Source organism: Pseudomonas sp. CC120222-01a (assembly GCF_003097235.1).
GTDB lineage: Bacteria > Pseudomonadota > Gammaproteobacteria > Pseudomonadales > Pseudomonadaceae > Aquipseudomonas.
On sequence record NZ_QEQQ01000002.1, the window covers coordinates 24565 to 49729 of the forward strand.

26 protein-coding genes, 1 other RNA gene and 1 pseudogene are annotated in these 25165 nt (G+C 62.7%); 17 read left to right on the top strand and 11 right to left on the bottom strand.

Going from position 1 to position 25165, the window contains the following annotated elements; genetic code table 11:
• Positions 1 to 20: 20 nt before the first annotated feature.
• Positions 21 to 386: a YcfL family protein gene (locus N430_RS03000; RefSeq protein WP_110632629.1), complete on the bottom strand. Its 366-nt coding sequence runs from the start codon at positions 384 to 386 to the stop codon at positions 21 to 23.
• Positions 387 to 401: 15 nt separating this feature from the next.
• A complete protein-coding gene (locus N430_RS03005; protein ID WP_110632632.1) occupies positions 402 to 1793 on the bottom strand; it encodes a COG3014 family protein in 1392 nt (463 codons plus the stop codon).
• 220 nt (positions 1794 to 2013) lie between these two features.
• Here N430_RS03005 and N430_RS03010 point away from each other — a divergent pair, with 220 nt between their 5' ends.
• Both N430_RS03010 and N430_RS03015 read left to right on the top strand, forming a co-directional pair.
• Positions 2014 to 3954, top strand: coding sequence for a cytochrome c/FTR1 family iron permease (locus N430_RS03010; RefSeq protein ID WP_110632635.1), 1941 nt, complete (start codon positions 2014 to 2016; stop codon positions 3952 to 3954).
• A gap of 134 nt (positions 3955 to 4088) precedes the next feature.
• Positions 4089 to 4541 carry a YaiI/YqxD family protein gene (locus N430_RS03015; RefSeq protein ID WP_103446197.1) on the top strand — a complete coding sequence of 151 codons (453 nt, stop codon included), beginning with the start codon at positions 4089 to 4091 and terminating at the stop codon, positions 4539 to 4541.
• On the opposite strand, the gene elbB is transcribed toward N430_RS03015, so the two are convergent.
• Positions 4542 to 5207, bottom strand: coding sequence for an isoprenoid biosynthesis glyoxalase ElbB (elbB, locus tag N430_RS03020; protein ID WP_110632638.1), 666 nt, complete (start codon positions 5205 to 5207; stop codon positions 4542 to 4544).
• A 113-nt stretch (positions 5208 to 5320) separates the two neighbouring features.
• On the opposite strand from elbB, the pseudogene N430_RS29635 reads away from it, so the two are divergent.
• Positions 5321 to 5947 (top strand): annotated as a pseudogene (locus N430_RS29635) (sterol desaturase family protein); the annotation flags it as partial.
• 501 nt (positions 5948 to 6448) lie between these two features.
• On the opposite strand, the gene N430_RS03030 reads toward N430_RS29635, so the two are convergent.
• Positions 6449 to 7093 (bottom strand): DedA family protein, encoded by a 645-nt coding sequence (locus tag N430_RS03030; RefSeq protein WP_165837332.1) that lies wholly within the window; start codon positions 7091 to 7093, stop codon positions 6449 to 6451.
• A gap of 213 nt (positions 7094 to 7306) precedes the next feature.
• Between N430_RS03030 and ppk1 the strand changes: the two genes are divergently transcribed.
• Positions 7307 to 9538: a polyphosphate kinase 1 gene (gene ppk1 / locus N430_RS03035; protein WP_110632645.1), complete on the top strand. Its 2232-nt coding sequence runs from the start codon at positions 7307 to 7309 to the stop codon at positions 9536 to 9538.
• Here ppk1 and ppx read toward each other — a convergent pair.
• Positions 9525 to 11027, bottom strand: a complete 1503-nt coding sequence (gene ppx, locus N430_RS03040; protein ID WP_110632648.1) for an exopolyphosphatase — start codon at positions 11025 to 11027, stop codon at positions 9525 to 9527. The two genes, ppk1 and ppx, sit on opposite strands and share 14 nt — an antisense overlap.
• 242 nt (positions 11028 to 11269) lie before the next feature.
• Here ppx and trxA point away from each other — a divergent pair, with 242 nt between their 5' ends.
• The 7 genes from trxA (at position 11270) to N430_RS03075 (ending at position 17422) form a co-directional block, all read left to right on the top strand.
• A complete protein-coding gene (trxA, locus tag N430_RS03045) occupies positions 11270 to 11599 on the top strand; it encodes a thioredoxin TrxA (RefSeq protein WP_110632652.1) in 330 nt (109 codons plus the stop codon).
• A gap of 231 nt (positions 11600 to 11830) precedes the next feature.
• On the top strand, positions 11831 to 13090 hold the full coding sequence (gene rho, locus N430_RS03050) for a transcription termination factor Rho (protein WP_003253661.1): 1260 nt from the start codon (positions 11831 to 11833) through the stop codon (positions 13088 to 13090).
• A gap of 208 nt (positions 13091 to 13298) precedes the next feature.
• A complete protein-coding gene (locus tag N430_RS03055) occupies positions 13299 to 13619 on the top strand; it encodes a type II toxin-antitoxin system RelE/ParE family toxin (protein WP_110632654.1) in 321 nt (106 codons plus the stop codon).
• Positions 13616 to 13930 carry an addiction module antidote protein gene (locus N430_RS03060; RefSeq protein WP_110632657.1) on the top strand — a complete coding sequence of 105 codons (315 nt, stop codon included), beginning with the start codon at positions 13616 to 13618 and terminating at the stop codon, positions 13928 to 13930. The genes N430_RS03055 and N430_RS03060 overlap by 4 nt, the downstream gene beginning before the upstream one ends.
• Positions 13931 to 14090: 160 nt before the next feature.
• Positions 14091 to 15557, top strand: coding sequence for a 4-hydroxy-3-polyprenylbenzoate decarboxylase (ubiD, locus tag N430_RS03065; RefSeq protein WP_110632660.1), 1467 nt, complete (start codon positions 14091 to 14093; stop codon positions 15555 to 15557).
• Positions 15557 to 16525 (top strand): CDP-6-deoxy-delta-3,4-glucoseen reductase, encoded by a 969-nt coding sequence (locus tag N430_RS03070; protein ID WP_110632663.1) that lies wholly within the window; start codon positions 15557 to 15559, stop codon positions 16523 to 16525. The genes ubiD and N430_RS03070 overlap by 1 nt, the downstream gene beginning before the upstream one ends.
• Before the next feature lie 246 nt (positions 16526 to 16771).
• Positions 16772 to 17422 carry a gamma-glutamylcyclotransferase gene (locus N430_RS03075; protein ID WP_103446191.1) on the top strand — a complete coding sequence of 217 codons (651 nt, stop codon included), beginning with the start codon at positions 16772 to 16774 and terminating at the stop codon, positions 17420 to 17422.
• A gap of 97 nt (positions 17423 to 17519) precedes the next feature.
• Here the strand turns inward: N430_RS03075 and N430_RS03080 are convergent, their stop codons facing one another.
• Positions 17520 to 18497: an NADPH:quinone oxidoreductase family protein gene (locus N430_RS03080; RefSeq protein ID WP_110632666.1), complete on the bottom strand. Its 978-nt coding sequence runs from the start codon at positions 18495 to 18497 to the stop codon at positions 17520 to 17522.
• 169 nt (positions 18498 to 18666) lie between these two features.
• On the opposite strand from N430_RS03080, the gene N430_RS03085 reads away from it, so the two are divergent.
• Entirely contained in the window at positions 18667 to 19071 is a 405-nt protein-coding gene (locus tag N430_RS03085; protein ID WP_027920870.1) for a flagellar basal body-associated protein FliL, read from the top strand.
• A gap of 161 nt (positions 19072 to 19232) precedes the next feature.
• On the opposite strand, the gene N430_RS03090 is transcribed toward N430_RS03085, so the two are convergent.
• On the bottom strand, positions 19233 to 19685 hold the full coding sequence (locus tag N430_RS03090) for an EVE domain-containing protein (protein ID WP_060485681.1): 453 nt from the start codon (positions 19683 to 19685) through the stop codon (positions 19233 to 19235).
• 178 nt (positions 19686 to 19863) lie between these two features.
• Between N430_RS03090 and N430_RS29410 the strand changes: the two genes are divergently transcribed.
• On the top strand, positions 19864 to 20013 hold the full coding sequence (locus tag N430_RS29410; protein WP_165837333.1) for a hypothetical protein: 150 nt from the start codon (positions 19864 to 19866) through the stop codon (positions 20011 to 20013).
• A gap of 20 nt (positions 20014 to 20033) precedes the next feature.
• Here the strand turns inward: N430_RS29410 and N430_RS03095 are convergent, their stop codons facing one another.
• From N430_RS03095 to N430_RS03110, 4 genes are all read right to left on the bottom strand, one after another.
• On the bottom strand, positions 20034 to 20642 hold the full coding sequence (locus tag N430_RS03095) for a 5-formyltetrahydrofolate cyclo-ligase (protein WP_110632669.1): 609 nt from the start codon (positions 20640 to 20642) through the stop codon (positions 20034 to 20036).
• A 56-nt stretch (positions 20643 to 20698) separates the two neighbouring features.
• A non-coding RNA gene (gene ssrS, locus N430_RS03100) (6S RNA) lies at positions 20699 to 20878 on the bottom strand.
• A 17-nt stretch (positions 20879 to 20895) separates the two neighbouring features.
• Complete coding sequence (locus tag N430_RS03105) at positions 20896 to 21216, bottom strand: cell division protein ZapA (protein WP_103446188.1); 321 nt, start codon at positions 21214 to 21216, stop codon at positions 20896 to 20898.
• A complete protein-coding gene (locus tag N430_RS03110; RefSeq protein ID WP_029886233.1) occupies positions 21213 to 21395 on the bottom strand; it encodes a TIGR02449 family protein in 183 nt (60 codons plus the stop codon). The genes N430_RS03105 and N430_RS03110 overlap by 4 nt, the downstream gene beginning before the upstream one ends.
• Before the next feature lie 182 nt (positions 21396 to 21577).
• On the opposite strand from N430_RS03110, the gene N430_RS03115 reads away from it, so the two are divergent.
• From N430_RS03115 to N430_RS03130, 4 genes are read left to right on the top strand one after another with little or no spacing between them, the layout of a single operon-like run.
• Positions 21578 to 22132, top strand: coding sequence for a YecA family protein (locus N430_RS03115; RefSeq protein WP_027920874.1), 555 nt, complete (start codon positions 21578 to 21580; stop codon positions 22130 to 22132).
• A 22-nt stretch (positions 22133 to 22154) separates the two neighbouring features.
• Positions 22155 to 23489 (top strand): Xaa-Pro aminopeptidase, encoded by a 1335-nt coding sequence (gene pepP / locus N430_RS03120; protein ID WP_110632672.1) that lies wholly within the window; start codon positions 22155 to 22157, stop codon positions 23487 to 23489.
• Positions 23486 to 24685, top strand: a complete 1200-nt coding sequence (ubiH, locus tag N430_RS03125) for a 2-octaprenyl-6-methoxyphenyl hydroxylase (protein WP_110632675.1) — start codon at positions 23486 to 23488, stop codon at positions 24683 to 24685. The genes pepP and ubiH overlap by 4 nt, the downstream gene beginning before the upstream one ends.
• Entirely contained in the window at positions 24682 to 25164 is a 483-nt protein-coding gene (locus N430_RS03130) for a DUF4442 domain-containing protein (RefSeq protein WP_110632678.1), read from the top strand. Before ubiH ends, N430_RS03130 begins: the two co-directional genes overlap by 4 nt.
• Position 25165: the final 1 nt, after the last annotated feature.

The window sequence follows — 25165 nt, forward strand, 5'->3', positions numbered from 1 at the left end:
GGGACTGCTCCTGGAAAGGGTTACCGGGTGTGGACTTCAAGGCGGAAATCGGTCGCCTTGGGCGTGGGTGCGATGGCAGGTAGGAAGCTGGCTTGTCCACCGTACAGTGGCAGGGCTTTCCAGCCCTCTTCATCGGCCACCGGGAAACCGTCGTTATCTAGCCAGGCAAAGCGATAGAACAGGGTCTGGTTGCTGCCGCTGGCATTGTTCAGCGCTACCTTGACGGTGAGAAAGCCGTTTTCCCGAGCGACGCGCATCGGGCCGACGTCGATGTCATCCAGTTGCCCCATGGTCACGACCTTGCTGGCGGCACTACCCGGCTCCGGCTGGGAAGCGCAACCGGCCAGCAGAGCGGCGGCGATGAGGGCGAGGCAGGTTCTGCGCATGTTCGATCCTTGAGGTCACTTGAGGCTGACGGTGGCCGGGGCTGGGGTGTGGGGTGCCACTTCGACGGCGGCACCGCTGGCAAATACCTGATTGCCGATCACCCGCAGGCTTACTACCTGGTATGGGCGGTCGATGGTGACCTTGACGTGGCCGCCGCCCTGGCCTGACGGCAGGGTCAGCTGGTGCTTGCCCTGAGCCAGGCGCACACGGGCCACCAGCGTATCGTTGGGCAGGGTGCGCCAGGTGCGGGTGTCGGCATCCTCGGCAACCAGTGAAGCGATGCTCAAAGCCAGGGCAGCCGACGGGTTTTTTTCGTTCAGCTTCTTCTGCCCCGCGCCGCGGAGGATGGCGCGTACGCTGGTGCGCAGGATGATCCCCGGCATTTCATCACGCAGTGCGCGGCGCGACATGGCGCTGGTGCTGTTGAGCACTGTCAGGTCCAGCGGCCTGTCATCCAGCCACAGCTTGCTAACGCCGGTGGTAGACGTGTCTTCGCGGATGATCGGGAACGACAACGGTGTGAGCACCAGGTTGCCGTCGATGGTCAGCGGCAGGGGGATGTTCATCGACGCGCGGGCCGGCGCCAGGCCGCTTTGCACCACGATCAATACCTCGCTCTGGCCGGCCTTGACGCTGCGTTTGTCCAGCTTCAGCAGGGCCTGCTCGAGCAGTGGCGTGTTCGGGCGCAGTTCGGCGGCCTTGCGGTAGCCGGGGGCGGCCAGGCCCTTCTCGCCCAGCGCTTCGTAGACGAAGCCTGCCAGGTAATGACTGAAGGCGCTCTGGTAGCTGTTTTTCAGCTTTATCACTTCCGGGTCGTCGAGGCTGGCGACGGGATAGCCCTGCAGGTCCTTGTACTCGGTCTTGAGCCCTTCCTGCTCGGCCTGTTCCTCATACTTGAGGTATTCCTTGTCGCGCACTTCGGCGATCACGGCTTCGCGTTCGTGGGTCTTCCTGATCTCGGTGCGGGCGCCGGCGAAATCATTCTCGGCCAGCAGGTTGAGGGCCATCTGCGTGGTCAGCATGACCTTTTCGTAGTCGTAACCCTCGTACCGACGCAGCTTGTCGTTTATCAGGAGGGTGCCGAACTGGCTCAGGTACTTGTCGGTGTCGAACTTGACCGCTTCCTCCCACTGCAACACCACGCTGTCAGCGGCGCGCCAGGCGTCCTGGCTGCCTTTGAGATCGCCCTTGGAACGCAGCAATTCGCCCTTTTCGAAGTAGTAGAGCAGGTCCTTCTTCTCGTCCTGATTATGGCTTTCGAGCAGCGCGAGGGCCGCATCGACGTTGCCAGTCGCCAATTGCTCGCTGGTCTGCTGCAACTCACTGTCATAGTCGCGGAGCATGGCACAGCCAGTCATTTGCAGGATGGCCACCAGCAGGGCGAGGAGGAGGACACGAGATCCCATCGTTGAGCTTCATTCCCTGAGCAGATACGGGCACCTGGCCATTAGTTGCGTTTGGCCATCATTGTGACCGCGGATTATATGCAAAGTGCCCGACAGACGGTGGCAAAGTGCCCCTATTTTTCGGAAGGGATGTAATCCTGGGTTTGCGCAGCCAATTTGTTGCCGAATTTTTCATGAAATCCGTCGGCAAACCTTGAGCAAGCTGGAGTGGAAGTGAACAATGTTCTCTTTCGCATTCCGTCCGAGACTGGCCATGAAAACCCGTTCCCGTCTGCTCGCCTGGTTGCCGGCTGTACTGCTCGGCCCGGTGTTGGCGCTGTGCAGCACCCTGGTGCAGGCCGAAGCGCCCGCCGAGGCAGCCAAGGCCTTGCACCTGCTTGACTACATTGGCGCCGATTACCCACCGACCGTGCAGGACGGCAAGGTCATCGAAGATGGCGAGTACCGCGAGCAGCAGGAGTTCGGTGCAGTGCTGGCTGACCTGGTCAAAGGCCTGCCGGCGAATGCCGAACAAGCTGGCCTGGCACAGGGGGTACAGGTGCTGCGCCACGCTATCGACCAGCGCCAGGACGGCGCAGCGGTAGCCAAGCAGGCCCGTCTGCTGGGCGCGCGCCTGGCGGTGGCCTACGAGGTCAGCCAGGCCCCGGTCATTACTCCGGACCCGGTCCGTGGCGCCTCGCTGTATGCGCAGAACTGCTCGATCTGCCACGGTGATACCGGCGCCGGTGACGGCCCGGCAGGTGTAGGCCTGGAGCCGGCACCGGCCAACCTGCGTGACACCGCACGTCTCGATCAGTTGAGCCTGTTCGACCTTTACAACACCCTGGCCCTGGGCATCGACGGCACCGAAATGCCGTCCTTCGCGGACCAGCTTGATGAGCGCCAGCGCTGGGACGTGGCGGCCTACATCGCCAGCTTCACGGCCAAGCCTGAAGCCGCCAAGGGCGACAAGACCTGGAACATCGCCGACCTGGCCCGCCAGACCCCGGCCGAAGTCGCTGCCAACGAAGGCGCCGCGTCGGTCGAGGCGTTCCGCGCCCAGCGCGCCCAGCCGCCGCAGGTCAAGCGTGGGCCGTCGCAGTTGCTCGAATACACCGCCAGTACGCTGGACAAGAGCCTGGCGGCCTACCGTGCAGGCGACCACGACCAGGCCTACGACCTGTCGGTGGCGGCTTATCTGGAAGGGTTTGAGCTGGTCGAAAGCTCGCTGGACAACATCGACACCGAAGCGCGCAAGAGCACTGAAAAGTCGCTGATGGCTTACCGTCAGTCGCTGCAGGACGGCGTGCCGGTCGCCCAGGCCGAACAGCGCCTTGCCGAGGCGAAAAGCAAGCTCGACCAGGCCGCCAAGTTGCTGGGCAGCGACGGCCTGAGCTGGTCGCTGAGCTATATCTCCGGCCTGTTGATCCTGCTGCGTGAAGGCCTGGAGGCGATTCTGGTTCTGGCCGCGGTGCTGGCCTTCCTGCGCAACACCGGCCAGCAATCGGCCATACGCAGCGTCAACATCGGCTGGGGGCTGGCGCTGGTTGCAGGCTTTGCCACCTGGGCCGTGGCGGCCTATGTGATCGACGTCGGCGGTGCACAGCGAGAGCTGCTGGAAGGCAGCACGGCGTTGTTCGCCAGCGTGATGGTGCTGTGGCTGGGCGTGTGGATGCACGACCGCCGCCATGCTGCCGCCTGGCAGGACTACATCAAGAGCAGCCTGGTCAGTGGCGGCGGGCGCTTCGGCTTTGCCGTGCTGGCGTTCTTCTCGGTGTATCGCGAGCTGTTCGAAGTGATCCTGTTCTACGAAACCCTGTGGCTGCAAGCTGGCCCAGCTGGCCACCAGGCGGTGCTGGCCGGCGGTGCCACGGCGCTGGTGCTGTTGGTGGGCCTGGCGTGGGTGATCCTGCGCGGTTCGGCGAAGCTGCCACTGTCGCTGTTCTTCAGCATCAACGCCGGGCTGCTGTGCGCCCTGTCGGTGGTGTTTGCCGGGCATGGCGTGAAGGCGCTGCAGGAGGCGGGCGTGCTGGGCACGCGGCCGGTGGCGTTCTTCGAGTTCGACTGGCTGGGGATTCACCCCGATGTGTACTCGCTGAGTGCGCAGGCGGTGGCGTTGCTGGCGATTCTGGTGTTGTATGGGCGTAGTCGCCTGGCCGACAAGCGCCGGGCTGCCGTTTAAGGTTGATGCTGCTGGCCTCTTCGCGGGCACGCCCGCTCTCACAGGTACTGCACAGGTTTCAGATACTGTGCGATCCCTGAGGGAGCGGGCTTGCCCGCGAAGAGGCCAGTGCAGGAATGAAGAGATTTAACTGAATGCGCATCTGGATCGACGCCGACGCCTGCCCCAAGGCAGCCAAGGACCTGATCGTCAAATTTGCCCTCAAGCGTCAGCTCGAAGTGGTGATGGTGGCCGGTCAGGCCGTAGCCAAGCCGGCCTTCGCGATCGTCCGCCTGATCGTGGTGCCTAGCGGCATGGACGCGGCCGACGATTACCTGGTCGAACACGCCGTGCCCGGCGAGCTGGTGATCTGCAGCGATGTGCCGCTGGCCGACCGCCTGATCAAGAAGGGAGTCGCCGCGCTGGACCCACGTGGCCGCGAGTTCGACGAACGCAACATGGGCGAGCGCCTGGCGGTGCGCAACCTGTTCACCGAGCTGCGTGAGCAGGGTCAGGTCGGGGGAGGGCAGGCGCCCTATGGCGAACGCGAGAAGCAGGCCTTCGCCAATGCCCTGGATCGGATCCTGACCCGCCTCAGCAAGGGCTGATCACGCCCCTTCGTGGGTCAGCTCCAGCACCCGGTCCACCAGCTTGTAGATGCCGCTGGCCGCTTCACTGATCGACTTGGCCACCATGTAGGCCGGGGTAGTCACCAGCTTGCGCTGGGTGTCCTCGACGATGTCATGCACATCGCACTCCTCGTGCTTGCCGCCCATCTTTTCCACAGCTGCCGCGGTGTCCGCGTCATTGCCAATGGTGCAGATCACGCCCGGGCCATAGATCTTCGCCGCCAGCGCCGGCGAGATGCAGATCAGGCCAACCGGCTTGCAGGCCTCGGCAAAGGCTTCGGCCAGGCTTAGCACCTCCGGGTTCACCGTGCATTCAGTGCCTTCCACGGCAAAGTTGGACAGGTTCTTCGCCGCGCCGAAACCGCCCGGCACGATCAACGCATCGAAGTCTTCGGCCTTGGCCTCGCGGATGTCTTTCACTTCGCCACGGGCGATGCGCGCCGACTCGGTCAGCACATTGCGCGATTCAGGCATTTCCTGACCAGTCAGGTGGTCGATCACGTGCATCTGCGCGATGTTCGGCGCAAAGCACTGCACCTGTGCGCCGCGCTGGTCGAGGCGCAGCAGGGTGATCACGCTTTCGTGGATTTCGGCGCCGTCGTAGACGCCACAGCCGGAAAGAATCACCGCTACTTTCTTGGTCATGCTCATTACTCCATTTTCGAGGCGCTAAATGTCCTCTAGTTTGGCAGATGTGGCCATAGGGATTACGGCAGGCGCATCCTAATCTCTGTGGATAACCTTACCGAGCGTTGCCCATGGACCTGATTCTGCTGGCCGTGCCGTTTTTCTTCGTGCTGATTGCCGTAGAGCTGATTGCCGACCGCGTGCGCGGCCAGCGCAACTTCACCCTGGCCGATTCGATCAACAGCCTCAGCACTGGCGCGCTGTCCACCAGTACCGGCCTGCTGACCAAAGGGGTAGGGCTGCTGACCTATGCGCTGGCCTGGGAGCACCTGGCGCTGCTGCGCCTGCCGGCGAACGCCGTGTGGGTCTGGCTGCTGGCGTTCGTGCTGTACGACCTGTGCTACTACTGGCTGCACCGCCTGGGCCATGAGCGCAACATATTGTGGGCGGCGCATTCGGTGCATCACCAGAGCGAGGAGTACAACCTCACCACGGCGCTGCGCCAGACCAGCAGCGGTTTCATCTTCTCGTGGATCTTCTACTTGCCGCTGGCGCTGATCGGCGTGCCGCCCGTGGTGTTCATCACCGTGGCCTCGCTGAACCTGCTGTACCAGTTCTGGGTACACACCCGGCACATTCCCAAGCTGGGCTGGCTTGAGTGGGTGCTGATCACACCGTCCAACCATCGTGTCCACCATGCGCAGAATCCTGCCTACTTGGATCGCAACTACGGCGGCGTGTTCATTATCTGGGACCGCCTGTTCGGCACGTTCAAGGAGGAGGACCTGGCCGAGCCGGTGGTGTTTGGCGTGACCACGCCTTTGGCCAGCTGGAACCCGCTGTGGGCCAACCTGCAGTTCTACGCCCAGCTGTATAGCGATGCCCGTCGCACCCGCAGCTGGAAGGACAAGCTGCGCATCTGGTTCATGCCCACTGGCTGGCGCCCGGCTGATGTCGCGGCAGCTTATCCACAGGCGAAACAGAACCTGGCGATGTTCCGCAAGTTCGAGATAGCCCTGGGCCGGGGGTGGCAGGTGTACGTGACGGCGCAATTCGCCGTCTACATCGCGCTGGGCAGTTATCTGATGGATGTGGCCGAGCGCGTGCCAGCTGCAGCCCTGGTGCTGGGCTGGTCGCTGATGGCGTTCGGCTTGTTCGTGCTGGGAGCGGCTCTGGAAAACCGGCCGTGGGCGGTGCGTCTGGAGCTGGCGCGCCTGCTGACGCTGGTGCCGGCGCTGTACCTGGCCGGCACGCTGGGCTTAGCGGTGGTCGTGCCCGTGTTCTGGCTGCTTCTCGGTGTTTACCTGCTGCTCAGCGCTGGCGGGTTGCTCGTCTGCCGCCGCGCGGCGCTCGGCGCGGATGGTGCGGAAACGCCGGCGCAGCCAGAGCAGGCCGCCCAGCAGCAACAGGCCGCCGAGCACCCATAGCTCGTACTTCTTGATGCTGCCCAGCATGCCTTCGAGGATGGCGCCGAAGTGGTAGGCAGCCAGGCCCAGTGCCAAGGCCCATACGGCAGCGCCGATGCCGTTGAGCAGCAGGTACCGGCGCGGCGAGTAGCCGGACAGGCCGATGGCGATCGGCATCACCGTGCGCAGGCCGTAGACGAAGCGGAAGCTCAGCACCCAGATGTCCGGGTGACGGCGGATGTGCTCCAGCGCCCGGTCACCCATGGCCTGCCAGCGCGGCTTGCGTGCGAGGATCTTGCGCCCGTGCCGCCGGCCCATGAAGTACCACAGCTGGTCGCCAGCGTAGCTGCCACAGAAGGCCACCAGGACCACCAGCTTGATGTCCATGTATTCGCGGAACGCAAGGAAGCCCGCAAGTACCAGAATGGTCTCGCCTTCGAAGAAGGTGCCTAGAAAAAGGGCAAAGTAGCCGAAATCCTGCAGGAATTGTTGGAGCATTTTCTGAGGTGCTGGCGAAATGAACGCGCAGCCTACCCCTTCGCGCGCATTCGTGAAAGTGTCCAAATGTGTCTCGACGTGAACTATTCCTACGCGGACAATACCGGCAGCCTTAAGTCGCGGCTTGCGCGAAGCTGTAACACAGCCGTCATAATGGGCGCTTATCTTGCCGCTCAATTGATCATAGGGCGTTAACGTCCTTAGGAACGTCAGATGAATAATGAAGTGCTAACCCCTGTCGCGATCAAGGATGCCCAGGCAGTCCCCGAAGAGATGGTACAGACCCCGCCAGACCTGCCCGAGGTCGTGGAGCCGGTGGTCGAAGTCGCCGCCCCGGCCCCTGCGCCGACGCCGGCCATCGCCGTCCCCAGCCTGGACGACAGCAGCCTGTACATTCATCGCGAACTTTCGCAGCTGCAATTCAATATCCGCGTGCTGGAGCAGGCGCTGGACGAATCGTACCCGCTGCTCGAACGCCTCAAATTCCTGCTGATCTTCTCCAGCAACCTCGACGAGTTCTTCGAGATCCGCGTCGCGGGCCTTAAGAAGCAGATCAACTTCGCCCGCGAGCTGGCCGGCGCCGATGGCCTGCAGCCGCACCAGGCGCTGGCACGCATCAGCGAGCTGGTGCACTTCGAAGTGGAGCGCCAGTACGCGATCCTCAACGACGTGTTGCTGCCGGAGCTTGAAAAGCACGCTATCCGCTTCATTCGTCGCCGCTACTGGACGCCGAAGCTCAAGACTTGGGTGCGCCGCTTCTTCCGCGACGAGATCGCGCCGATCATCACCCCGATCGGCCTCGATCCGACCCACCCGTTCCCGCTGCTGGTGAACAAGAGCCTGAACTTCATCGTCGAGCTCGAAGGTGTGGACGCCTTTGGCCGCGACTCCGGTCTGGCGATCATCCCGGCCCCGCGCCTGCTGCCACGCGTCATTCGTGTGCCGGAAGAAGTCGGTGGCCCAGGCGACAATTACGTCTTCCTGTCGTCGATGATCCATGCCCACGCCGATGACCTGTTCCAGGGCATGAAGGTCAAGGGTTGCTACCAGTTCCGCCTGACCCGTAACGCCGACCTGGCGCTGGATTCCGAAGAGGTCGACGACCTTGCCCGCGCCCTGCGCGGTGAGCTGTTCTCGCGCCGCTACGGCGACGCCGTGCGCCTGGAAGTCGCCGACACTTGCCCGAAACACCTGTCGGACTACCTGCTCAAGCAGTTCAGCCTGAGCGAAAGCGAGCTCTACCAGGTCAACGGCCCGGTCAACCTGACCCGCCTGTTCAGCATCACCGGCCTCGACAGCCACCCGGAGCTACAGTACACGCCGTTCACCCCGGCCATCCCCAAGCTGCTGCAGAATGCCGACAACATTTTCAGCGTGATCGGCAAGCAGGACATCCTGCTGATGCACCCGTTCGAGTCCTTCACCCCGGTGATCGACCTGCTGCGCCAGGCCGCCAAGGACCCGCACGTGCTCGCCGTGCGTCAGACCCTGTACCGTTCCGGGGCCAACTCGGAGATTGTCGACGCGTTGGTGGATGCGGCGCGTAACGGCAAGGAGGTCACCGCGGTGATCGAGCTGCGCGCGCGCTTCGACGAAGAGTCCAACCTGCAGATGGCCAGCCGCCTGCAGGCCGCCGGTGCGGTGGTGATCTACGGCGTGGTCGGCTTCAAGACCCACGCCAAGATGATGCTGATCCTGCGCCGCGAGCAGGGCGAGATCGTGCGTTATGCGCACCTGGGTACCGGTAACTACCACGCCGGCAACGCTCGCTTGTACACCGACTACAGCCTGCTGACCTCCGACGACGCCCTCACCGAGGACGTCGGCAAGCTGTTCAGCCAGCTGATCGGCATGGGCAAGACCCTGCGCATGAAGAAGCTGCTGCACGCGCCGTTCACCCTGAAGAAGGGCATGCTCGACATGATCGCCCGGGAGACCCAGTTCGCCCTGGAAGGCAAGCCGGCGCACATCATCGCCAAGTTCAATTCGCTGACCGACGCCAAGGTCATCAAGGCGTTGTACAAGGCCAGCCAGTCGGGCGTGAAGATCGACCTGGTGGTGCGCGGCATGTGCTGCCTGCGCCCAGGCATTCCGGGGGTTTCGCACAACATCCAGGTGCGCTCGATCATCGGCCGCTTCCTCGAGCACACGCGGGTGTTCTACTTCCTCAATGGCGGCGAAGAGCAGATCTACCTGTCCAGTGCCGACTGGATGGAACGCAACCTCGACAAGCGCGTCGAGACTTGTTTCCCGGTGGAGGGCAAGAAGCTGTTGCTGCGGGTGAAGAAGGAGCTGGAAGGCTATCTGACCGACAATACCCACGCCTGGACCTTGCAGCCTGACGGGCGCTACGTGCGCAGCACCCCGACCGGCAACCAGAACCCGCGCAGTGCCCAGGCGACCCTGCTGGAGCGCCTGAGCAACCCGCTCCTCAACGTACGCTGAGGACGAAGCCGACCCGGGCCAGCCACTCCGCCTCGTTGGCGAAGTCGGCCTGGGTCAGCTGGTTCTGTTCCAGCCAGCCTTCAGGGAACACCACTTCAAGGCTGTCTTCGCCGGCCTGCAGCTCCACCTTGGGCATCTGCTGATTACCACGGATGTGGTGGAACAGGATGGCGAAGCGCAGCAGCACGCACAGACGAATCAGCTGCACGGCTTCGTCGCCGAATTCCGTGAACTTGTCCTTGGGAATGTTGCGGCGATGGCCGCGCACCAGCAAGGCCATCATCTGCTGCTCGTCGCGCGAGAAGCCCGCCAGGTCGGAGTGTTCGATCAGGTAGGCGCCGTGCTTGTGGTAATGGTAGTGGGCGATATCCAGGCCGATTTCATGGATTTTCGCCGCCCAACCCAGCAGATCGCGCCAGTTTCCTTCCTCAAGCTTCCAGGCCTTGGCCACCTGGTCGAAGGCATGCAGAGCCTTGCGTTCGACGCGTGCTGCCTGGCCCTGATCGACGTGGTAACGCTCCATCAGCGAGTTCAGGGTGCGCTCGCGCACATCCTCGTGGTGGTGGCGGCCGAGCAGGTCGAACAGCACACCTTCGCGCAGGGCGCCGTCGCAGTGGTCCATGCGCTGCAGCTCAAGGGCGTCGAAGATCGCCTCGAGAATCGCCAGGCCGGCCGGGAAGATGGTGCGACGGTCGGGTTTGATGCCTTCGAAGTCGATCTTGTCGACTTCGCCCAGCTTGAACAGCTTGCGCTTGACCCAGGCCAGGCCTTCGGCATTGACCTCGCCGTTGCCCAGGCCGCCGGCCTTGATCGCGGCGCCAATGGCGCGGATGGTGCCGGACGAACCGATAGCCTCGTCCCAGGTCAGGCGGTGCAGGGCGTTTTCGATGCTCATCAGCTCCAGGCGTGCGGCGGTGTAGGCCTGGGCGTAGCGTGCCGGGGTGATCTTGCCGTCGCGGAAGTAGCGCTGGGTGAAGCTCACGCAGCCCATCTGCAGGCTTTCGCGTAGCAGCGGCTCGAAGCGCTGGCCGATGATGAACTCGGTACTGCCGCCGCCGATGTCGGCGACCAGGCGCTTGCCGGGGGTGTCGGCCAGGGTGTGCGACACGCCGAGGTAGATCAGGCGCGCCTCTTCTCGGCCGGAGATGACCTCCACCGGGTGGCCGAGGATGGCTTCGGCGCGCAGGATGAATTCGTTGCGGTTGCGCGCTTCGCGCAGGGCGTTGGTGCCGACGATGCGCACGGAGCCTGCCGGCATGCCGTTGATCAGTTGGGCAAAACGCTTGAGGCATTCCAGGCCTCGCTCCATGGCTTCTTCGCTGAGCTTGCGCTCTTCGTCGATGCCGGCGGCCAGCTGAACCTTCTCGCCGAGCCGCTCGAGAATGCGGATTTCGGTGTGGTGCGCCTTGGCCACGACCATGTGGAAGCTGTTGGAGCCCAGGTCGATGGCGGCGATCAGGGACAGGTTCTTCGCGGAGGTATGCGGCATTCTGTGTGTTCTCGGTCGGTAACCCGGCAATCGTGCCACGATCCTTGGCTGACGCCAACGCGCAGCGCACCGGGCCTTGATGCAAGGCAATGTGCCATTCCATGCTATGACACTTGTGTGACAGTTTCGATTCGCGGCGTCTTGCACAACTATAGTTACACTCAATCGTCCGTGACTTCCTGTAGGGCCTGGGTGCCGCTATCATGGGCCACGTTTTTTTGCTTACGACCCTGGAGATATCCATGAGCAGCGATCTGATCAAACACGTCACTGACGCCACCTTCGATGCCGAAGTCCTGCAGGCACAAGGCCCGGTGCTGGTCGACTACTGGGCTGAATGGTGCGGTCCATGCAAGATGATCGCTCCGGTTCTGGACGACATCGCCGCTACCTACAACGGCAAACTGACCGTCGCCAAGCTGAACATCGACGACAACCAGGAAACCCCAGCCAAGCACGGCGTGCGTGGCATCCCGACTCTGATGCTGTTCAAGAACGGCAACGTCGAAGCCACCAAGGTCGGCGCCCTGTCCAAATCGCAGCTGGCCGCGTTCCTCGACGCCCACCTGTGATTCGAAGCAAAAAACCCCGCAAATGCGGGGTTTTTTCTTTTTCAGAGCACTAGACGCAGAAAAAAGCAAGTGTTACATTCGGCCTCGCACTGCTTCTCCAGTGCCCTCTGCACGCCGTCGCCGAAGCATCCCTAATTCGAATCAGTACGCGATCCTGTCGCCATCTAGCGGCGCGGCCTCATTAAGCCACAGCTTAATTCTCCCTTCTTACATGATTACGTCACTCCCCTTATGAACCTGACTGAACTCAAGCAAAAGCCGATTACCGATCTTTTGGAAATGGCCGAACAGATGGGCATCGAAAACATGGCCCGTTCGCGCAAACAGGACGTGATTTTCGCCCTGCTGAAAAAGCACGCGAAAAGCGGCGAAGAGATCTCGGGTGACGGCGTGCTGGAGATTCTCCAGGATGGTTTCGGTTTCCTGCGTTCGGCTGATGCGTCCTACCTGGCCGGCCCTGACGACATCTACGTCTCGCCAAGCCAGATCCGCCGTTTCAACCTGCGTACCGGCGACACCATCGTCGGCAAGATCCGCCCGCCGAAGGAAGGGGAGCGTTACTTCGCCCTGCTGAAGGTCGACACCATCAACTTCGACCGTCCGGAAAACGCGAAGAACAAGATCCTCTTCGAAAACCTGACGCCGCTGTTCCCGAACAAGCGCCTGAAGATGGAAGCTGGTAACGGCTCCACCGAAGACCTCACCGGTCGTGTCATCGACCTGTGCGCCCCGATCGGCAAAGGCCAGCGCGGCCTGATCGTCGCTCCGCCGAAAGCCGGTAAGACCATCATGCTGCAGAACATCGCGGCGAACATCACCCGTAACAACCCCGAGTGCCACCTGATCGTCCTGCTGATCGACGAGCGCCCGGAAGAAGTGACCGAAATGCAGCGCACCGTGCGCGGCGAAGTGGTCGCCTCGACCTTCGACGAGCCGCCAACCCGCCACGTGCAGGTTGCCGAAATGGTCATCGAGAAGGCCAAGCGCCTGGTCGAGCACAAGAAGGACGTGGTCATCCTGCTGGACTCCATCACCCGTCTGGCGCGTGCCTATAACACCGTGATCCCGAGCTCCGGCAAGGTGCTGACCGGTGGTGTCGACGCCCACGCCCTGGAGAAGCCGAAGCGCTTCTTCGGTGCCGCGCGTAACATCGAGGAAGGCGGTTCGCTGACCATCATCGCCACCGCGCTGGTCGAAACCGGCTCGAAGATGGACGAAGTGATCTACGAAGAGTTCAAGGGTACCGGCAACATGGAACTGCCCCTGGACCGTCGTATCGCCGAGAAGCGCGTCTTCCCGGCCATCAACATCAACCGTTCCGGTACCCGCCGCGAAGAGCTGCTGACCGCCGACGACGAACTGCAGCGCATGTGGATCCTGCGCAAGCTGCTGCACCCGATGGACGAGATCGCTGCCATCGAGTTCCTGGTCGACAAGCTCAAGCAGACCAAGACCAACGACGAGTTCTTCCTGTCGATGAAGCGCAAGTAAGATCGTCGTACCACGCGAAAAGCCGGGGAAACCCGGCTTTTTGCTGTTTGTCACAAAAGACCGTTCGCCAGCAACCTGAACGCAGGCCACCATGCTGTCTGCGGGCTGTCATCCCCTGAAGGCACTCTGCCTCCCGCCAAAAGCCAGCTCGCATAGGCAGCTGACCAAAAAAACGACACGGAATTGTCTCTTTTAAGGTACAGTGTGGATGTACGCAGTTCATCACGTTCTATCCAGTAATGGCGTGGATCTCTACCAGGCATGGCTGGACACCATTCGCGACACAAGGGTGAAGGCGCGAATCACCACAAGGGTCGACCGGGCCGCGCAGGGCCATTTTGGCGTAACGGAGCCAGTGGGTGATGGCGTGTTCGAGATGAAACTGGATTTTGGGCCAGGCTATCGCATCTATTACGCCACCATTGGGCGAAGGATAATTTTCCTGCTCGGGGGTGGTTCGAAAGACCGGCAGCAGGCCGATATTGACCAGGCCAGATCACTTTGGCGCAGGCAGAAGGTAAAGCTATGACCGGCACACGTCCCCATGAAGAAAGTGTTCTCGAAATGCTCCGCAGCGACGAGTCTTTCGCCATCGATTATCTCTCTGTTGCGCTTGAGGAAATCGATGAGCCTGGTGGCGCTGCAGGGTTTCTGACGGCGGTTCGGCGTGTGGCTGAAGCGCGCGGCGGCATGGGCAACCTTTCTCAGGCTACCGGGCTTGCTCGTCCCAACCTCTATCGAGCGTTGGCAGCAGATGGTGATCCAAAGTTGTCCACCGTGTTAAAGGTGCTGCAAGCGCTTGGTGTCGGGCTGTCGAAGGTGGTTTCGCATAATCGATGAAGTGCACGTAATCTTCCTCACCGAGTATTGATTGGGGCCCGCTTCGCGCAAGCCTACGCGAAGGGCTGCGAAGCGGCCCCAATGCATTTTGCCCCCCAACAAAGCCCGAACGGCGCTACACTCTGCACCCCGACCGATACGGCCAACACGAGGCTCATGCATGCAGTATCGCGATTTGCGCGACTTCATCCGTGGCCTGGAGCAGCGCGGTGAACTCAAGCGCATCCAGGTTCCGATTTCCCCTGTCCTGGAAATGACCGAGGTCTGCGACCGCACCCTGCGTGCCAAGGGCCCGGCCTTGCTGTTCGAAAAGCCCACCGGCTTCGACATCCCGGTGCTGGGCAACCTGTTCGGCACGCCAGAGCGTGTGGCCATGGGCATGGGCGCCGAGTCGGTTGACGAGCTGCGCGAGATCGGCAAGTTGCTGGCCTTCCTCAAGGAGCCCGAGCCGCCGAAAGGCCTGAAGGACGCCTGGTCCAAGCTGCCGATCTTCAAGAAGGTCGTGTCGATGGCGCCGAAGGTGGTCAAGGACGCGGTGTGCCAGGAAGTGGTCATCGAGGGTGACGATGTCGACCTCGGCCAGTTGCCGATCCAGCACTGCTGGCCAGGCGATGTGGCGCCGCTGATCACCTGGGGCCTGACCGTGACTCGCGGCCCGAACAAGGATCGCCAGAACCTGGGTATCTACCGCCAGCAGGTGATCGGCCGCAACAAGGTAATCATGCGCTGGCTGAGCCACCGTGGCGGCGCCCTGGATTATCGCGAGTGGTGCGAAAAGCACCCGGGCCAGCCGTTCCCGGTTGCCGTGGCCCTGGGCGCTGACCCGGCCACCATCCTTGGCGCCGTGACGCCAGTGCCGGATACCCTTTCCGAATACGCTTTCGCCGGCCTGCTGCGCGGCAACCGCACCGAGCTGGTCAAGTGCCGTGGCAGCAACCTGCAGGTGCCGGCCACCGCCGAGATCATCCTCGAAGGCGTGATTCATCCGGGCGAAATGGCCCCGGAAGGCCCGTATGGCGATCACACCGGCTACTACAACGAAGTGGACAGCTTCCCGGTGTTCACCGTCGAGCGCATCACTCACCGGCAGAAGCCGATCTACCACAGCACCTACACTGGCCGGCCGCCGGATGAACCGGCGATCCTGGGCGTGGCGCTGAACGAAGTGTTCGTGCCGATCCTGCAGAAGCAGTTCCCGGAAATCGTCGACTTCTACCTGCCGCCGGAAGGCTGCTCGTACCGCATGGCGGTGGTGACCATGAAAAAGCAGTACCCAGGCCACGCCAAGCGCGTGATGCTGGGTGTGTGGTCGTTCCTGCGACAGTTCATGTACACCAAGTTCGTTATTGTCACCGACGACGATATCAACGCCCGCGACTGGAACGATGTGATCTGGGCCATCACCACGCGCATGGACCCCAAGCGTGATACGGTGATGATCGACAACACGCCGATCGACTACCTGGACTTCGCGTCGCCGGTATCGGGGCTGGGGTCGAAGATGGGCCTGGACGCCACGCACAAGTGGCCGGGCGAGACTACACGCGAATGGGGCCGGGTCATCGTCAAGGACGAGACCGTCACCCGCCGTATCGATGAGCTGTGGGATCAGTTGGGAATAGATTGATGCAGGTAACGTTGCAGCCGTCCGGGGCGGTGCTGGCGCTCGAACCCGGGGAACGGATCCTGGATGGAGCGCGGCGGCTGGGCTATGACTGCCCGAACAGCTGCCGCAATGGCAATTGCCATGTCTGCGCCGCGTTGTTGGTCGAAGGAAGCGTGCGTCAGGACGGTGTAGTCCGTGACCATGGCGAGTTGTTCACCTGCATTGCCGAACCGCTGGAGGACTGTGTGTTGCTCTGGGATGGTGTGCTTGCCTTGGGTGAGCTGCCAGTGCGCAAGCTGGCGTGCAGCGTGAGCGAATGCGTCGAAGTCGGTGGCGACGTCTGGCGCGTGCGCCTGCGTGCGCCGGCTGGCAAGCCGCCGCGTTACCATGCCGGGCAATACCTGATGATCGAGCGAGAGGGCGGCAAGCCGGCGGCCTTCTCGCTGGCCTCTGCGCCGCATTCCGGGCGCGAGCTCGAGCTGCATGTGCTGGTCCGCGAAGCCAGCGCCCAGCAACTGCTGGCACAACTGCAGCGCGACCGCTTGGCGCGTATCGAAATGCCGTTTGGTGATACTCACCTTGCCGAATTGCCTGACGGGCCGCTGGTGCTGATAGCGGCTGGTACTGGCATGGGCCAGATGCACAGCCTGGTCGAACATTGCCGCGCCCAGGGCTTCAAGCATCCAGTGCATCTTTACTGGGGCGTACGTCGCCCGGAAGACTTCTACAGCATCGAGCACTGGGCCGAATGGGAGCGCTTGCCCAACCTGTTCCTGCACAAGGTGGTCAGTGACCTGTGTGGCTGGGAAGGGCGTTGCGGCATGCTGCACGAAGCGGTGTGCGAGGACGTCAAAGACCTCAATACCGTGCATGTGTATGCCAGCGGGTCGCCGAACATGGTCTACGCCACCCTCGACGCCCTGGTCGAGGCCGGCATGGATGCGCACCGCATGCGCGCCGATGTGTTTGCCTACGCACCACGCGGTTAATAACCGAAGTTTGAAGTAAGGGGTATAAGGCGGTCATTGTTACCGCCTTGGCCATTAACTTTCGCCACCATCGAAACAGTACTTCCCAGTCGTCGGAACTGTGCATGAAACTCTGTTCATGGGACTTGAGTATTGGCGCATTTCTATCCTATGGTTACTGCAAGCGCCGCTGGCGCGGCCGCGCAGGCCGCGTCATCAGCGCCTCCCGCTTTATGCGTAGTACACAGGGAATAATGGCGGCAGCTTATGTCGGCACTTGAAAGTTTGTCCTGGGAAGTTGCATATCCTCCGACGCTCGACTTCGGTCAGCAACTCACCCGTGAGCAATTGCTCAATTCCATGCAAATGACCATGTCGCGCCATGAAGGTGGCCCTGTCTGGTTGTTTGCCTACGGCTCGTTGATCTGGCGCCCGGAATGCAATTCGGTGGAGCGCCAACGGGCGCGAGTGCATGGTTATCACCGTGGGTTGTACCTGTGGTCGCACGAGCACCGGGGTACGCCGGAAACGCCAGGCCTGGTGTTCGGCCTTGATCGCGGCGGATCCTGCAGCGGTTTTGCCTACCGACTTGAAGACAGCAACCTCGATGATTCGCTGATGGCCCTGTGGCAGCGGGAAATGCCTTATCCGGCGTATCGGCCGCACTGGCTCAGCTGCCGGTTGGGCGATGGCAGCAAGGTGCAGGCGTTGGGGTTTGTGCTGGAGCGGCATCTGCCGTGCTATGCGGGCAACCTGCCGGATACCTTGCTCAGCCAGATTCTGGCCAGTGCCAAGGGGCGCTATGGCACCACGCGGGACTATGTCGAGCAGACGCTGAATGCGCTGCGCAGCCATCAGATGCCAGATCGTAACCTCGAGGCACGGTTCAGGCGTTGCCATAACCTGCGAGAGGTATGAACGGGCTGCCGGCCCTTTCGCGGGACAAGCCCGCTCCTACAGGGAAAACGCTATCCCTTGTAGGAGCGGGCTTGCCCCGCGAAGAGGCCGGTCCTGCTTATCTGGCCAGCACTACCAACTTACCCACAGCCTTGCGCTGCCCCAGCTGCTCAATTGCGGCTCCCGCTTCAGCCAGTAGATAAGTCTTCGACACCAACGGTTTCAACTTGCCCTCGGCATGCCAGGCAAACAATTGCCGGAAGTTCGCCGCATTGTCCTCAGGTTGGCGCTGGGCAAACGCTCCCCAGAACACCCCAAGTACCGCCGCCCCCTTGAGCAGCACCAGGTTCGCCGCCATCTGCGCAATCGTGCCGCTGGCAAACCCCACCACCAGCAGCCGGCCCTGCCACGCCAGGCCGCGCACGGCCTGGTCGAACAGCTCACCACCCACTGGGTCGTAGATCACGTCCACGCCCTGGCCGCCGGTCAGGCGCTTGATTTCCTCTTTGAGGCTGGCCTGGCTGTAGTCGATCAGTTCGTCAGCCCCGGCAGCCTTGGCAACGGCGAGCTTGTCGGCGCTGCTGGCGGCGGCGATCACTCTAGCGCCCATGGCCTTGCCGATTTCCACCGCTGCCAGGCCAACACCACCGGATGCACCGAGCACCAGCAGGGTTTCGCCGGGCTGCAACTGGGCGCGCTGCTTGAGGGCATGCATCGAGGTGCCATAGGTCATGCCGAATGCCGCGGCGGTGGCAAAGTCCATGTGCTCGGGGATCGGCATCACGTTGTAGAAGGGCACCGCCACCTGCTCGGCGAACGCCCCCCAGCCGGTCAGGGCCATTACCCGGTCGCCCACCTTGAAAGTACCGGCCCGTTCGCCGACCGCAGCGACTACGCCAGCGGCCTCGCCACCTGGCGAGAATGGCAGCGGGGGCTGGAACTGGTATTTGCCTTCGATGATCAGCGTGTCGGGGAAGTTGACCCCGGCAGCCTGCACATCGAGCAGGATCTCGTTCTTCTTCGGCACCGGGTTGGCCACGTCTTCCAGCACCAGGTCACGAGCCGGGCCCAGGGTTTTGCACAACACAGCTTTCATCGGGGCTATTCCTTTGCGTGTAGTGGCCGATAAGTGTAGGAGGGTCGCCTGCCGGGTCAACGAGCATGCCCCGCCCTGATGTACTGACATAAGTGCTGGCACAAGCCCGTGCTTGGGTTTGCGCGGCATGCTGGGTAAGCTGGCGCCAACTGTTTTGAGGAGCGAATTCGTGAAAGCGTGGATCTTGATGGTACTGGCGCTGATGCTGCCAGCGGCGGCCATGGCCGAAGAAGCCAAGGAAGGGGAGCCGAAAGTTTCCTACATCACCCTGAGCCCACCCTTCGTCGGCAACTATGCCCTCGATGGCAGCCCCAAGCTGCGCGTGTACAAGGCCGATGTGGCCCTGCGCGTGACCGGTGATGCCGCGGCGGCTGCGGTCAAGCACCAGGAGCCGTTGATCCGCAACCAGCTGGTGGCACTGTTCACCCAGCAGACGGTGGATAGCATGAGTAACGTCGACGCCAAGGAGAAGCTGCGCCAGGAAGCGTTGAAGCAGGTGCAGCAGGTGATGGAATCGGAAGAGGGCAAGCCGATTGTCGAGGATCTGCTGTTCAATAATCTGATTGTTCAATAACGCAACATGCTCAAGTTGAAGCGTGTAGGAGCGGCCTTGTGTCGCGAATGGGCTGCGTAGCAGCCCCGGCATTCTAAGCTGCGAAGCTGAAATCCTGGGGCTGCTGCGCAGCCCTTTCGCGACACAAGGCCGCTCCTACAGTTGATCGCTATTGCTCGCACTCAGCGCGCCAGCGCGATGATCGCCGCCCACTGCTCTTCAGTCACCGGCATAACCGACAACCGCGTGCCTTTCTGCACCAGCGGCAACTCTGCCAGCGCACTCTGCTGCTTTAGCAGTCCCAGCCCCAGCACCTGGCGGAAGGTCTTCACGTGGGCCACGTCCACCGCGCTCCAAGGGTTCTTCTCGGCATTGGCCTTGGCGTCGAAGTAGTGGCTTTCCGGGTCCAGTGCCGTCGGGTCCGGGTAGGCGGCTGCAGTGATGCGGGCGATGCCGGCAATGCCCGGTTGCGGGCAGCTGGAATGGTAGAAAAAGAACTCGTCGCCTACGCTCATGGCCCGCATGAAGTTGCGCGCCTGGTAATTTCGTACGCCATCCCAGCGCGCCTCGCCCAGGCGGCCCAGGCCTTCGATCGAGAGCTCGTCGGGCTCGGATTTCATCAGCCAATAGGCCATGGATACTGCTCCTGAAAAGGTTTGAAATAACCTGTTGCACGAAACCGACAGCCGGTTGGCGTCAACGTTTGCGTGAAGACTCAGGTTGTCGGAAAATGCGCCGATTTTAAAGCTAGACGCTCCGGCGGCACCTAGAAGGTCGCCGAGCCTGAACGTATGCCTAGGGGGGCATTCTTCGATGAATCAACGCAAACCGGATCTACTGTGGATCCTGGTCTTCATCTTTGGCCTTGGTGTGGTCACCACCGGTTATGCCCAGGGCATCTGGGAGCGCAAGCTGGATACCGCCTATCAGACGCCGGTCGACGCCAACCCGCAGCAACGCTGATATCCCCTCACTGACGCCGCTTACTTCGGCGCCAGGTACCAGCCACGGTCGCTGACCGTGCCCTGCAGCGGTACATCCCAACTGGCCTGTGCCAGTCGCTCGACCTTCTGGCATTCATGCGCCAGCCCCAGCAGCAGCGGTTTCTTCCAGGTCTTGCGCCGTGCCTGGTAGGCCAGGCTGCGGTCGTAGAATCCCCCGCCCATGCCCAATCGCCCGCCGACTTCATCGAAGCCGACCAGCGGCAGCAGGATCAGGTCCAGCGACCAGATCGGGCGCTGGCGCCGACGATCGGTCAATGGCTCGGGAATACGGAAGCGGTTGCGCTTGAGCTTTTCGCCCTGTTCAAAACGCTGGAACACCATGCGCGTGCGCGGCCAGGCATGCAGTACCGGCAGGTAGGTACGCTTGCCCCGGCGCTGAGCCTCGCGCAACAGCAGGCGCGGGTCGATTTCACCGTCATTGGGCAGGTACAAAGCGATATGCCGGGCACGGCGGAACAAGGGGTGCTGCGCCAATTGCCGGTACAACCCGCGTGAAGCCTGGTGTTGCTGGGCGGGGGTAAGGGCGCGGCGGGCATTGCGAAGCAGGCGACGAAGCTGGGGGCGGGTGAGCGGCGCAGTTTCAGTCATGGCACTGGCGATCCCAGGTGTCGGATTGCCCAGCTGAGTGCTGGGCAGGAAGAATCAGGCTCCCCGATAAGACCGCTATCGGTGTAGCCCTTGAACCCGAAAGTTCAAGGTGGAGATTGCAGGGGGCGTTAAGGCTTTCCGTCGGGCGGACATGCACACCGGCCCCAGCGTGCAACCCCCGTGGTTGTGCGTATCGGCTCAGGGACATAACCGACTGGCGCATCCCCCAGGGAGTGGCGCCAGTATACCAATCTCAGCCGTTTTTGGTACCCGCATCGTCGGACAAAGCCTGATCGACCCTTTCCAGCAGGTCACGCACCTGTTCACGGCTGGTGCCACTCACTGGCGCGTCACTGCGTTCCTCCTGGCGGTGCAGCATCTCGTGAGTGATGTTCAACGCCGCCATGACCGCAATACGGTCGGCACCGATCACCTTGCCGCTGCTGCGGATCTCGCGCATCTTGCCGTCCAGGTAGCGCGCGGCGCTGACCAGGTTATTGCGCTCCTCCGGCGGGCAGATGATCGAATACTCCTTGTCGAGGATCTGCACGGTGACGCTATTGCTTGAACTCATGAGTCTTGCTCCAGGGCCTTCAGGCGTAAAATCATCGACTCGACCTTGCGCTTGGCGATCTCGTTCTTTTCGATGAGGTGGGCGCGCTCCTCGCGCCAGGATTTTTCCTGAGCTACTAGGAGTGCATTTTGCCGTTTTAGTTGCTCGACGCGTTCAATCAGCAACTCGAACCGGCTCATCAGCGCTTGCAGGTCGTTCTCTTGCGTGGGTTGCACTCGATTCGCTCCGTCGTTGAATCACCCTGCGATGATGCCTCTCCCTGCGCAGCGGCGGCCAGTGCCGATGGTCTTGGCGCGCCTGCCGGTGCTAGGATACAAGGTCTTCATTCTAGTCAAATGCGCCGTCTGGCGCCTAGCCGACCATGCCTAATACTCAATCGCCCTACGTTGCCTTCGCCATGCTGCTTTCGAGCAATGGCCACCCTGTAACCCCTGCCGAGCTGCACGGCCTGCTGATCGGCCGCAGCTGTGCCGGTGCAGGTTTCGATGCCGAGGCCTGGCTGGCCGACGCCGCCCAGTTGCTGGAAACCGAGCCCGGTGACACCGTGCGCAATGCCTTGATCGGCCTGCAAGAGATGGTCAAGGGCGAGCTCAACAGCGAAGACATGGCCATCGTCTTGCTGCTGCCAAGCGACGATGCCGCACTCGCCGACCGCGCCGAAGCGCTGGGCCAGTGGTGCCAGGGCTTCATCACCGGCTTCGGGCTGAACGCCGGTGGCAAGGACCTGTCTACCGAAGCCAAGGAAGTGCTGCAGGACTTGGTGGCCATTTCCCAGGTCCAGGAAGCACTCGAAGAATCCGAAGACGGCGAGAGCGACTACATGGAAGTCATGGAATACCTGCGCGTCGCACCGCTGCTGCTGTACACAGAGCTGGCCGCGCCGGCCGCACCTGCACCAAAACCTTCGCTGCACTGATTAACCGGGGGTAGTTCTGCCCATGAGCCACATACCCAAGGCCGAGTATGCCCGTCGGCGCAAGGCGCTGATGGCGCAGATGGTCCCCAACAGCATCGCCATCCTGCCCGCCGCCGCCGTTGCCATCCGCAACCGCGACGTCGAGCACGTGTACCGCCAGGACAGCGATTTCCAGTACCTCAGCGGCTTCCCCGAGCCAGAGGCGGTGATCGCACTGATTCCTGGCCGCGAGCATGGCGAATACGTGCTGTTCTGCCGTGAGCGTAACCCGGAGCGCGAGCAATGGGACGGGCTGCGTGCCGGCCAGGAAGGCGCAGTCCGTGACTTTGGCGCGGACGATGCCTTCCCGATTACCGATATCGACGAGATCCTGCCGGGCCTGATCGAAGGTCGCGAACGGGTCTACAGCGCCATGGGCAGTAATGCTGAGTTCGACCGCCGCTTGATGGACTGGATCAACGTGATCCGCTCCAAGGCGCGCCTCGGCGCCCAGCCGCCAAACGAGTTCGTTGCGCTGGATCATCTGCTGCATGACATGCGCCTGTATAAATCGGCAGCGGAAGTGAAAGTGATGCGTGCCGCCGCGGATATCTCTGCGCGCGCTCATGTGCGGGCCATGCAGGCCTGCCGCGCCGGGCTGCACGAGTACAGCCTGGAAGCTGAGCTGGACTACGAGTTCCGCAAGGGCGGGGCGAAGATGCCGGCCTACGGCTCGATCGTCGCCGCCGGGCGCAATGGCTGCATACTGCACTACCAGCAGAACGATGCCCCGCTCAAGGACGGTGACCTGGTGCTGATCGATGCCGGTTGCGAGATCGACTGCTACGCCAGCGATATCACCCGCACCTTCCCGGTCAGCGGGCGTTTTTCGCCCGAGCAGAAGGCCATCTACGAGCTGGTGCTCAAGGCCCAGGCGGCCGCCTTTGCCGAGATCGCACCGGGCAAGCACTGGAACCACGCCCACGAGGCGACCGTGCGTGTCATCACCGAAGGTCTGGTGGAACTCGGCCTGCTCAAGGGTGAGGTGCAGGCGTTGATCGACAGCGAGGCCTACCGGGCCTTCTACATGCACCGTGCCGGGCACTGGCTGGGCATGGACGTGCACGATGTTGGCGAATACAAGGTGGGTGGCGAGTGGCGGGTGCTGGAGCCTGGCATGGCGCTGACAGTAGAGCCGGGTATCTACATCGCCGCCGACAACGAGTCGGTCGCGAAGAAATGGCGCGGCATCGGCATCAGGATCGAGGACGACGTTGTAGTGACCAGGCAAGGTTGTGACATTCTGACCTCGGGCGTGCCCCGTACGGTCGCCGAGATCGAGGCGCTGATGCAGGCTGCACGTAAGGACGCGGCATGAACCGGGTCAACCTGGCGATTATCGGTGGCGGTCTGGTCGGCGCAAGCCTGGCCCTGGCCCTGCAGGCCGGTGCCAAGGCACGCGGCTGGAAGATCCTGCTGATCGAGCCGTTCGCCCCCGGCGACAGCTTCCAGCCCAGCTACGACGCACGTTCCTCGGCATTGTCTTTCGGCACCCGGCAGATCTATCAGCACCTTGGCCTGTGGCAAACCATCAGCCCGCGTGCCGAGCCGATCCGGCAGATCCAGGTCTCTGATCGGGGCCGTTTCGGTGCTACCCGCCTGGATGCCATGGAGGAGGGCGTGCCGGCCCTGGGTTACGTGGTGGAGAACGCCTGGCTCGGCCAGTGCCTGTGGCAAGGGCTGGACAGCGAGGTGGTGAGCTGGCGTTGCCCGGCCGAAGTGAAGGCGATGCAGGCCATCGAAGGTGGCTACCGCCTGCTACTGGACGACGACACCAGCCTGGAATGCGACCTGGCGGTGCTGGCTGACGGTGGCCGCTCCGGCCTGCGTGAGCAACTGGGTATCCATGTGCGCCGTACGCCCTACGAGCAGAGCGCGCTGATCGCCAACATCACCCCGGGCGAAGCCCACTGCGGCCAAGCCTTCGAACGCTTCACCGAGCAAGGCCCGATGGCCTTGCTGCCATTGCCGGAAAACCGCTGTGCGCTGGTCTGGACGCGGCAAGGGATGGATGCCCGGCGCCTGGCCGAAATCGACGAGCGCAGCTTCCTGCGTGAGCTGCAGGATGCCTTTGGCTATCGCCTTGGCGCTCTGCGCCAGGTCGGTGCCCGGCATCTCTACCCGTTGGCGCTCATCGAAGCCCAGGAGCAGGTACGCCCACACCTGGTGGTGCTGGGCAACGCCGCGCACAGCCTGCACCCGATTGCCGGGCAGGGCTTCAACCTGTCGCTGCGTGACGTGCAGTCGCTGGCCGATGCGCTGCTGGCCGGCCCGCAGCAGCCGGGGGATCTCGCCACCCTGCAGGCCTATCACCAGCGCCAGCGCCTCGACCAGGCCCTGACCATCGGATTCTCCGACCAGGTCACCCGCCTGTTCGGCAGCAACCAGCCGCTGCTGGCGGCCGGGCGCAATATCGGCCTGCTCGGGCTCGACCTGCTGCCACCGGCAAAAAGCTGGTTTGCCCGCCAGGCCATGGGCCTCGGCACCCGCCCCGATCCGCGGGGTCAGGCATGAGCAACCCGCGCAGGCTGGCGCGCCGGGCGCGCATGTTGCGCTGGCTGCTGAACTTCTACCCGCCGTACCTTGGCGCTGGCATCCACATCCAGCACATCAGCCCGGACATGCGCAGCGTCAAGGTGCGCATGAAACTGACCCGCTGGAACCGCAACTACGTCGGCACCCAGTTCGGCGGCAGCCTGTATTCGATGGTCGACCCGTTCTACATGCTGCTGTTGATCGAGCAGCTGGGTCGCGAGTACATCGTCTGGGACAAGGCCGCCAGCATCGATTTCATCGCCCCGGGCAAGGGCACGGTGTACGCCGAGTTCCACGTCGATGACCGGTTGCTGGACGAGATCCGCCAGCAGACCGCCACCGGCAAGAAGTACCTGCCGCGTGTGCAGGTCGATATCCGTGACGAAGCCGGCGAGCTGGTGGCACGAGTCGATAAAACCCTATACGTGCGGCTCAAGCCGCAAGCGAGGCAGGCGTAAG

Bases quoted from the DNA above. Each gene is read 5' to 3' on its own strand.
- trxA (WP_110632652.1), top strand. From the start codon at position 11,270: ATGAGCAGCGATCTGATCAAACACGTCACTGACGCCACCTTCGATGCC.
- N430_RS03105 (WP_103446188.1), bottom strand. From the start codon at position 21,216: ATGAGTTCAAGCAATAGCGTCACCGTGCAGATCCTCGACAAGGAGTAT.
- elbB (WP_110632638.1), bottom strand. From the start codon at position 5,207: ATGACCAAGAAAGTAGCGGTGATTCTTTCCGGCTGTGGCGTCTACGAC.
- N430_RS03090 (WP_060485681.1), bottom strand. From the start codon at position 19,685: ATGGCCTATTGGCTGATGAAATCCGAGCCCGACGAGCTCTCGATCGAA.
- N430_RS03010 (WP_110632635.1), top strand. From the start codon at position 2,014: ATGTTCTCTTTCGCATTCCGTCCGAGACTGGCCATGAAAACCCGTTCC.
- N430_RS03055 (WP_110632654.1), top strand. From the start codon at position 13,299: ATGTACGCAGTTCATCACGTTCTATCCAGTAATGGCGTGGATCTCTAC.
- N430_RS03130 (WP_110632678.1), top strand. From the start codon at position 24,682: ATGAGCAACCCGCGCAGGCTGGCGCGCCGGGCGCGCATGTTGCGCTGG.
- N430_RS03115 (WP_027920874.1), top strand. From the start codon at position 21,578: ATGCCTAATACTCAATCGCCCTACGTTGCCTTCGCCATGCTGCTTTCG.
- N430_RS03110 (WP_029886233.1), bottom strand. From the start codon at position 21,395: ATGAGCCGGTTCGAGTTGCTGATTGAACGCGTCGAGCAACTAAAACGG.
- N430_RS03075 (WP_103446191.1), top strand. From the start codon at position 16,772: ATGTCGGCACTTGAAAGTTTGTCCTGGGAAGTTGCATATCCTCCGACG.
- ubiD (WP_110632660.1), top strand. From the start codon at position 14,091: ATGCAGTATCGCGATTTGCGCGACTTCATCCGTGGCCTGGAGCAGCGC.
- rho (WP_003253661.1), top strand. From the start codon at position 11,831: ATGAACCTGACTGAACTCAAGCAAAAGCCGATTACCGATCTTTTGGAA.
- pepP (WP_110632672.1), top strand. From the start codon at position 22,155: ATGAGCCACATACCCAAGGCCGAGTATGCCCGTCGGCGCAAGGCGCTG.
- ppk1 (WP_110632645.1), top strand. From the start codon at position 7,307: ATGAATAATGAAGTGCTAACCCCTGTCGCGATCAAGGATGCCCAGGCA.
- N430_RS03030 (WP_165837332.1), bottom strand. From the start codon at position 7,093: ATGCTCCAACAATTCCTGCAGGATTTCGGCTACTTTGCCCTTTTTCTA.
- N430_RS03060 (WP_110632657.1), top strand. From the start codon at position 13,616: ATGACCGGCACACGTCCCCATGAAGAAAGTGTTCTCGAAATGCTCCGC.
- N430_RS29410 (WP_165837333.1), top strand. From the start codon at position 19,864: ATGAATCAACGCAAACCGGATCTACTGTGGATCCTGGTCTTCATCTTT.
- N430_RS03095 (WP_110632669.1), bottom strand. From the start codon at position 20,642: ATGACTGAAACTGCGCCGCTCACCCGCCCCCAGCTTCGTCGCCTGCTT.
- ubiH (WP_110632675.1), top strand. From the start codon at position 23,486: ATGAACCGGGTCAACCTGGCGATTATCGGTGGCGGTCTGGTCGGCGCA.
- N430_RS03000 (WP_110632629.1), bottom strand. From the start codon at position 386: ATGCGCAGAACCTGCCTCGCCCTCATCGCCGCCGCTCTGCTGGCCGGT.
- ppx (WP_110632648.1), bottom strand. From the start codon at position 11,027: ATGCCGCATACCTCCGCGAAGAACCTGTCCCTGATCGCCGCCATCGAC.
- N430_RS03015 (WP_103446197.1), top strand. From the start codon at position 4,089: ATGCGCATCTGGATCGACGCCGACGCCTGCCCCAAGGCAGCCAAGGAC.
- N430_RS03005 (WP_110632632.1), bottom strand. From the start codon at position 1,793: ATGGGATCTCGTGTCCTCCTCCTCGCCCTGCTGGTGGCCATCCTGCAA.
- N430_RS03070 (WP_110632663.1), top strand. From the start codon at position 15,557: ATGCAGGTAACGTTGCAGCCGTCCGGGGCGGTGCTGGCGCTCGAACCC.
- N430_RS03080 (WP_110632666.1), bottom strand. From the start codon at position 18,497: ATGAAAGCTGTGTTGTGCAAAACCCTGGGCCCGGCTCGTGACCTGGTG.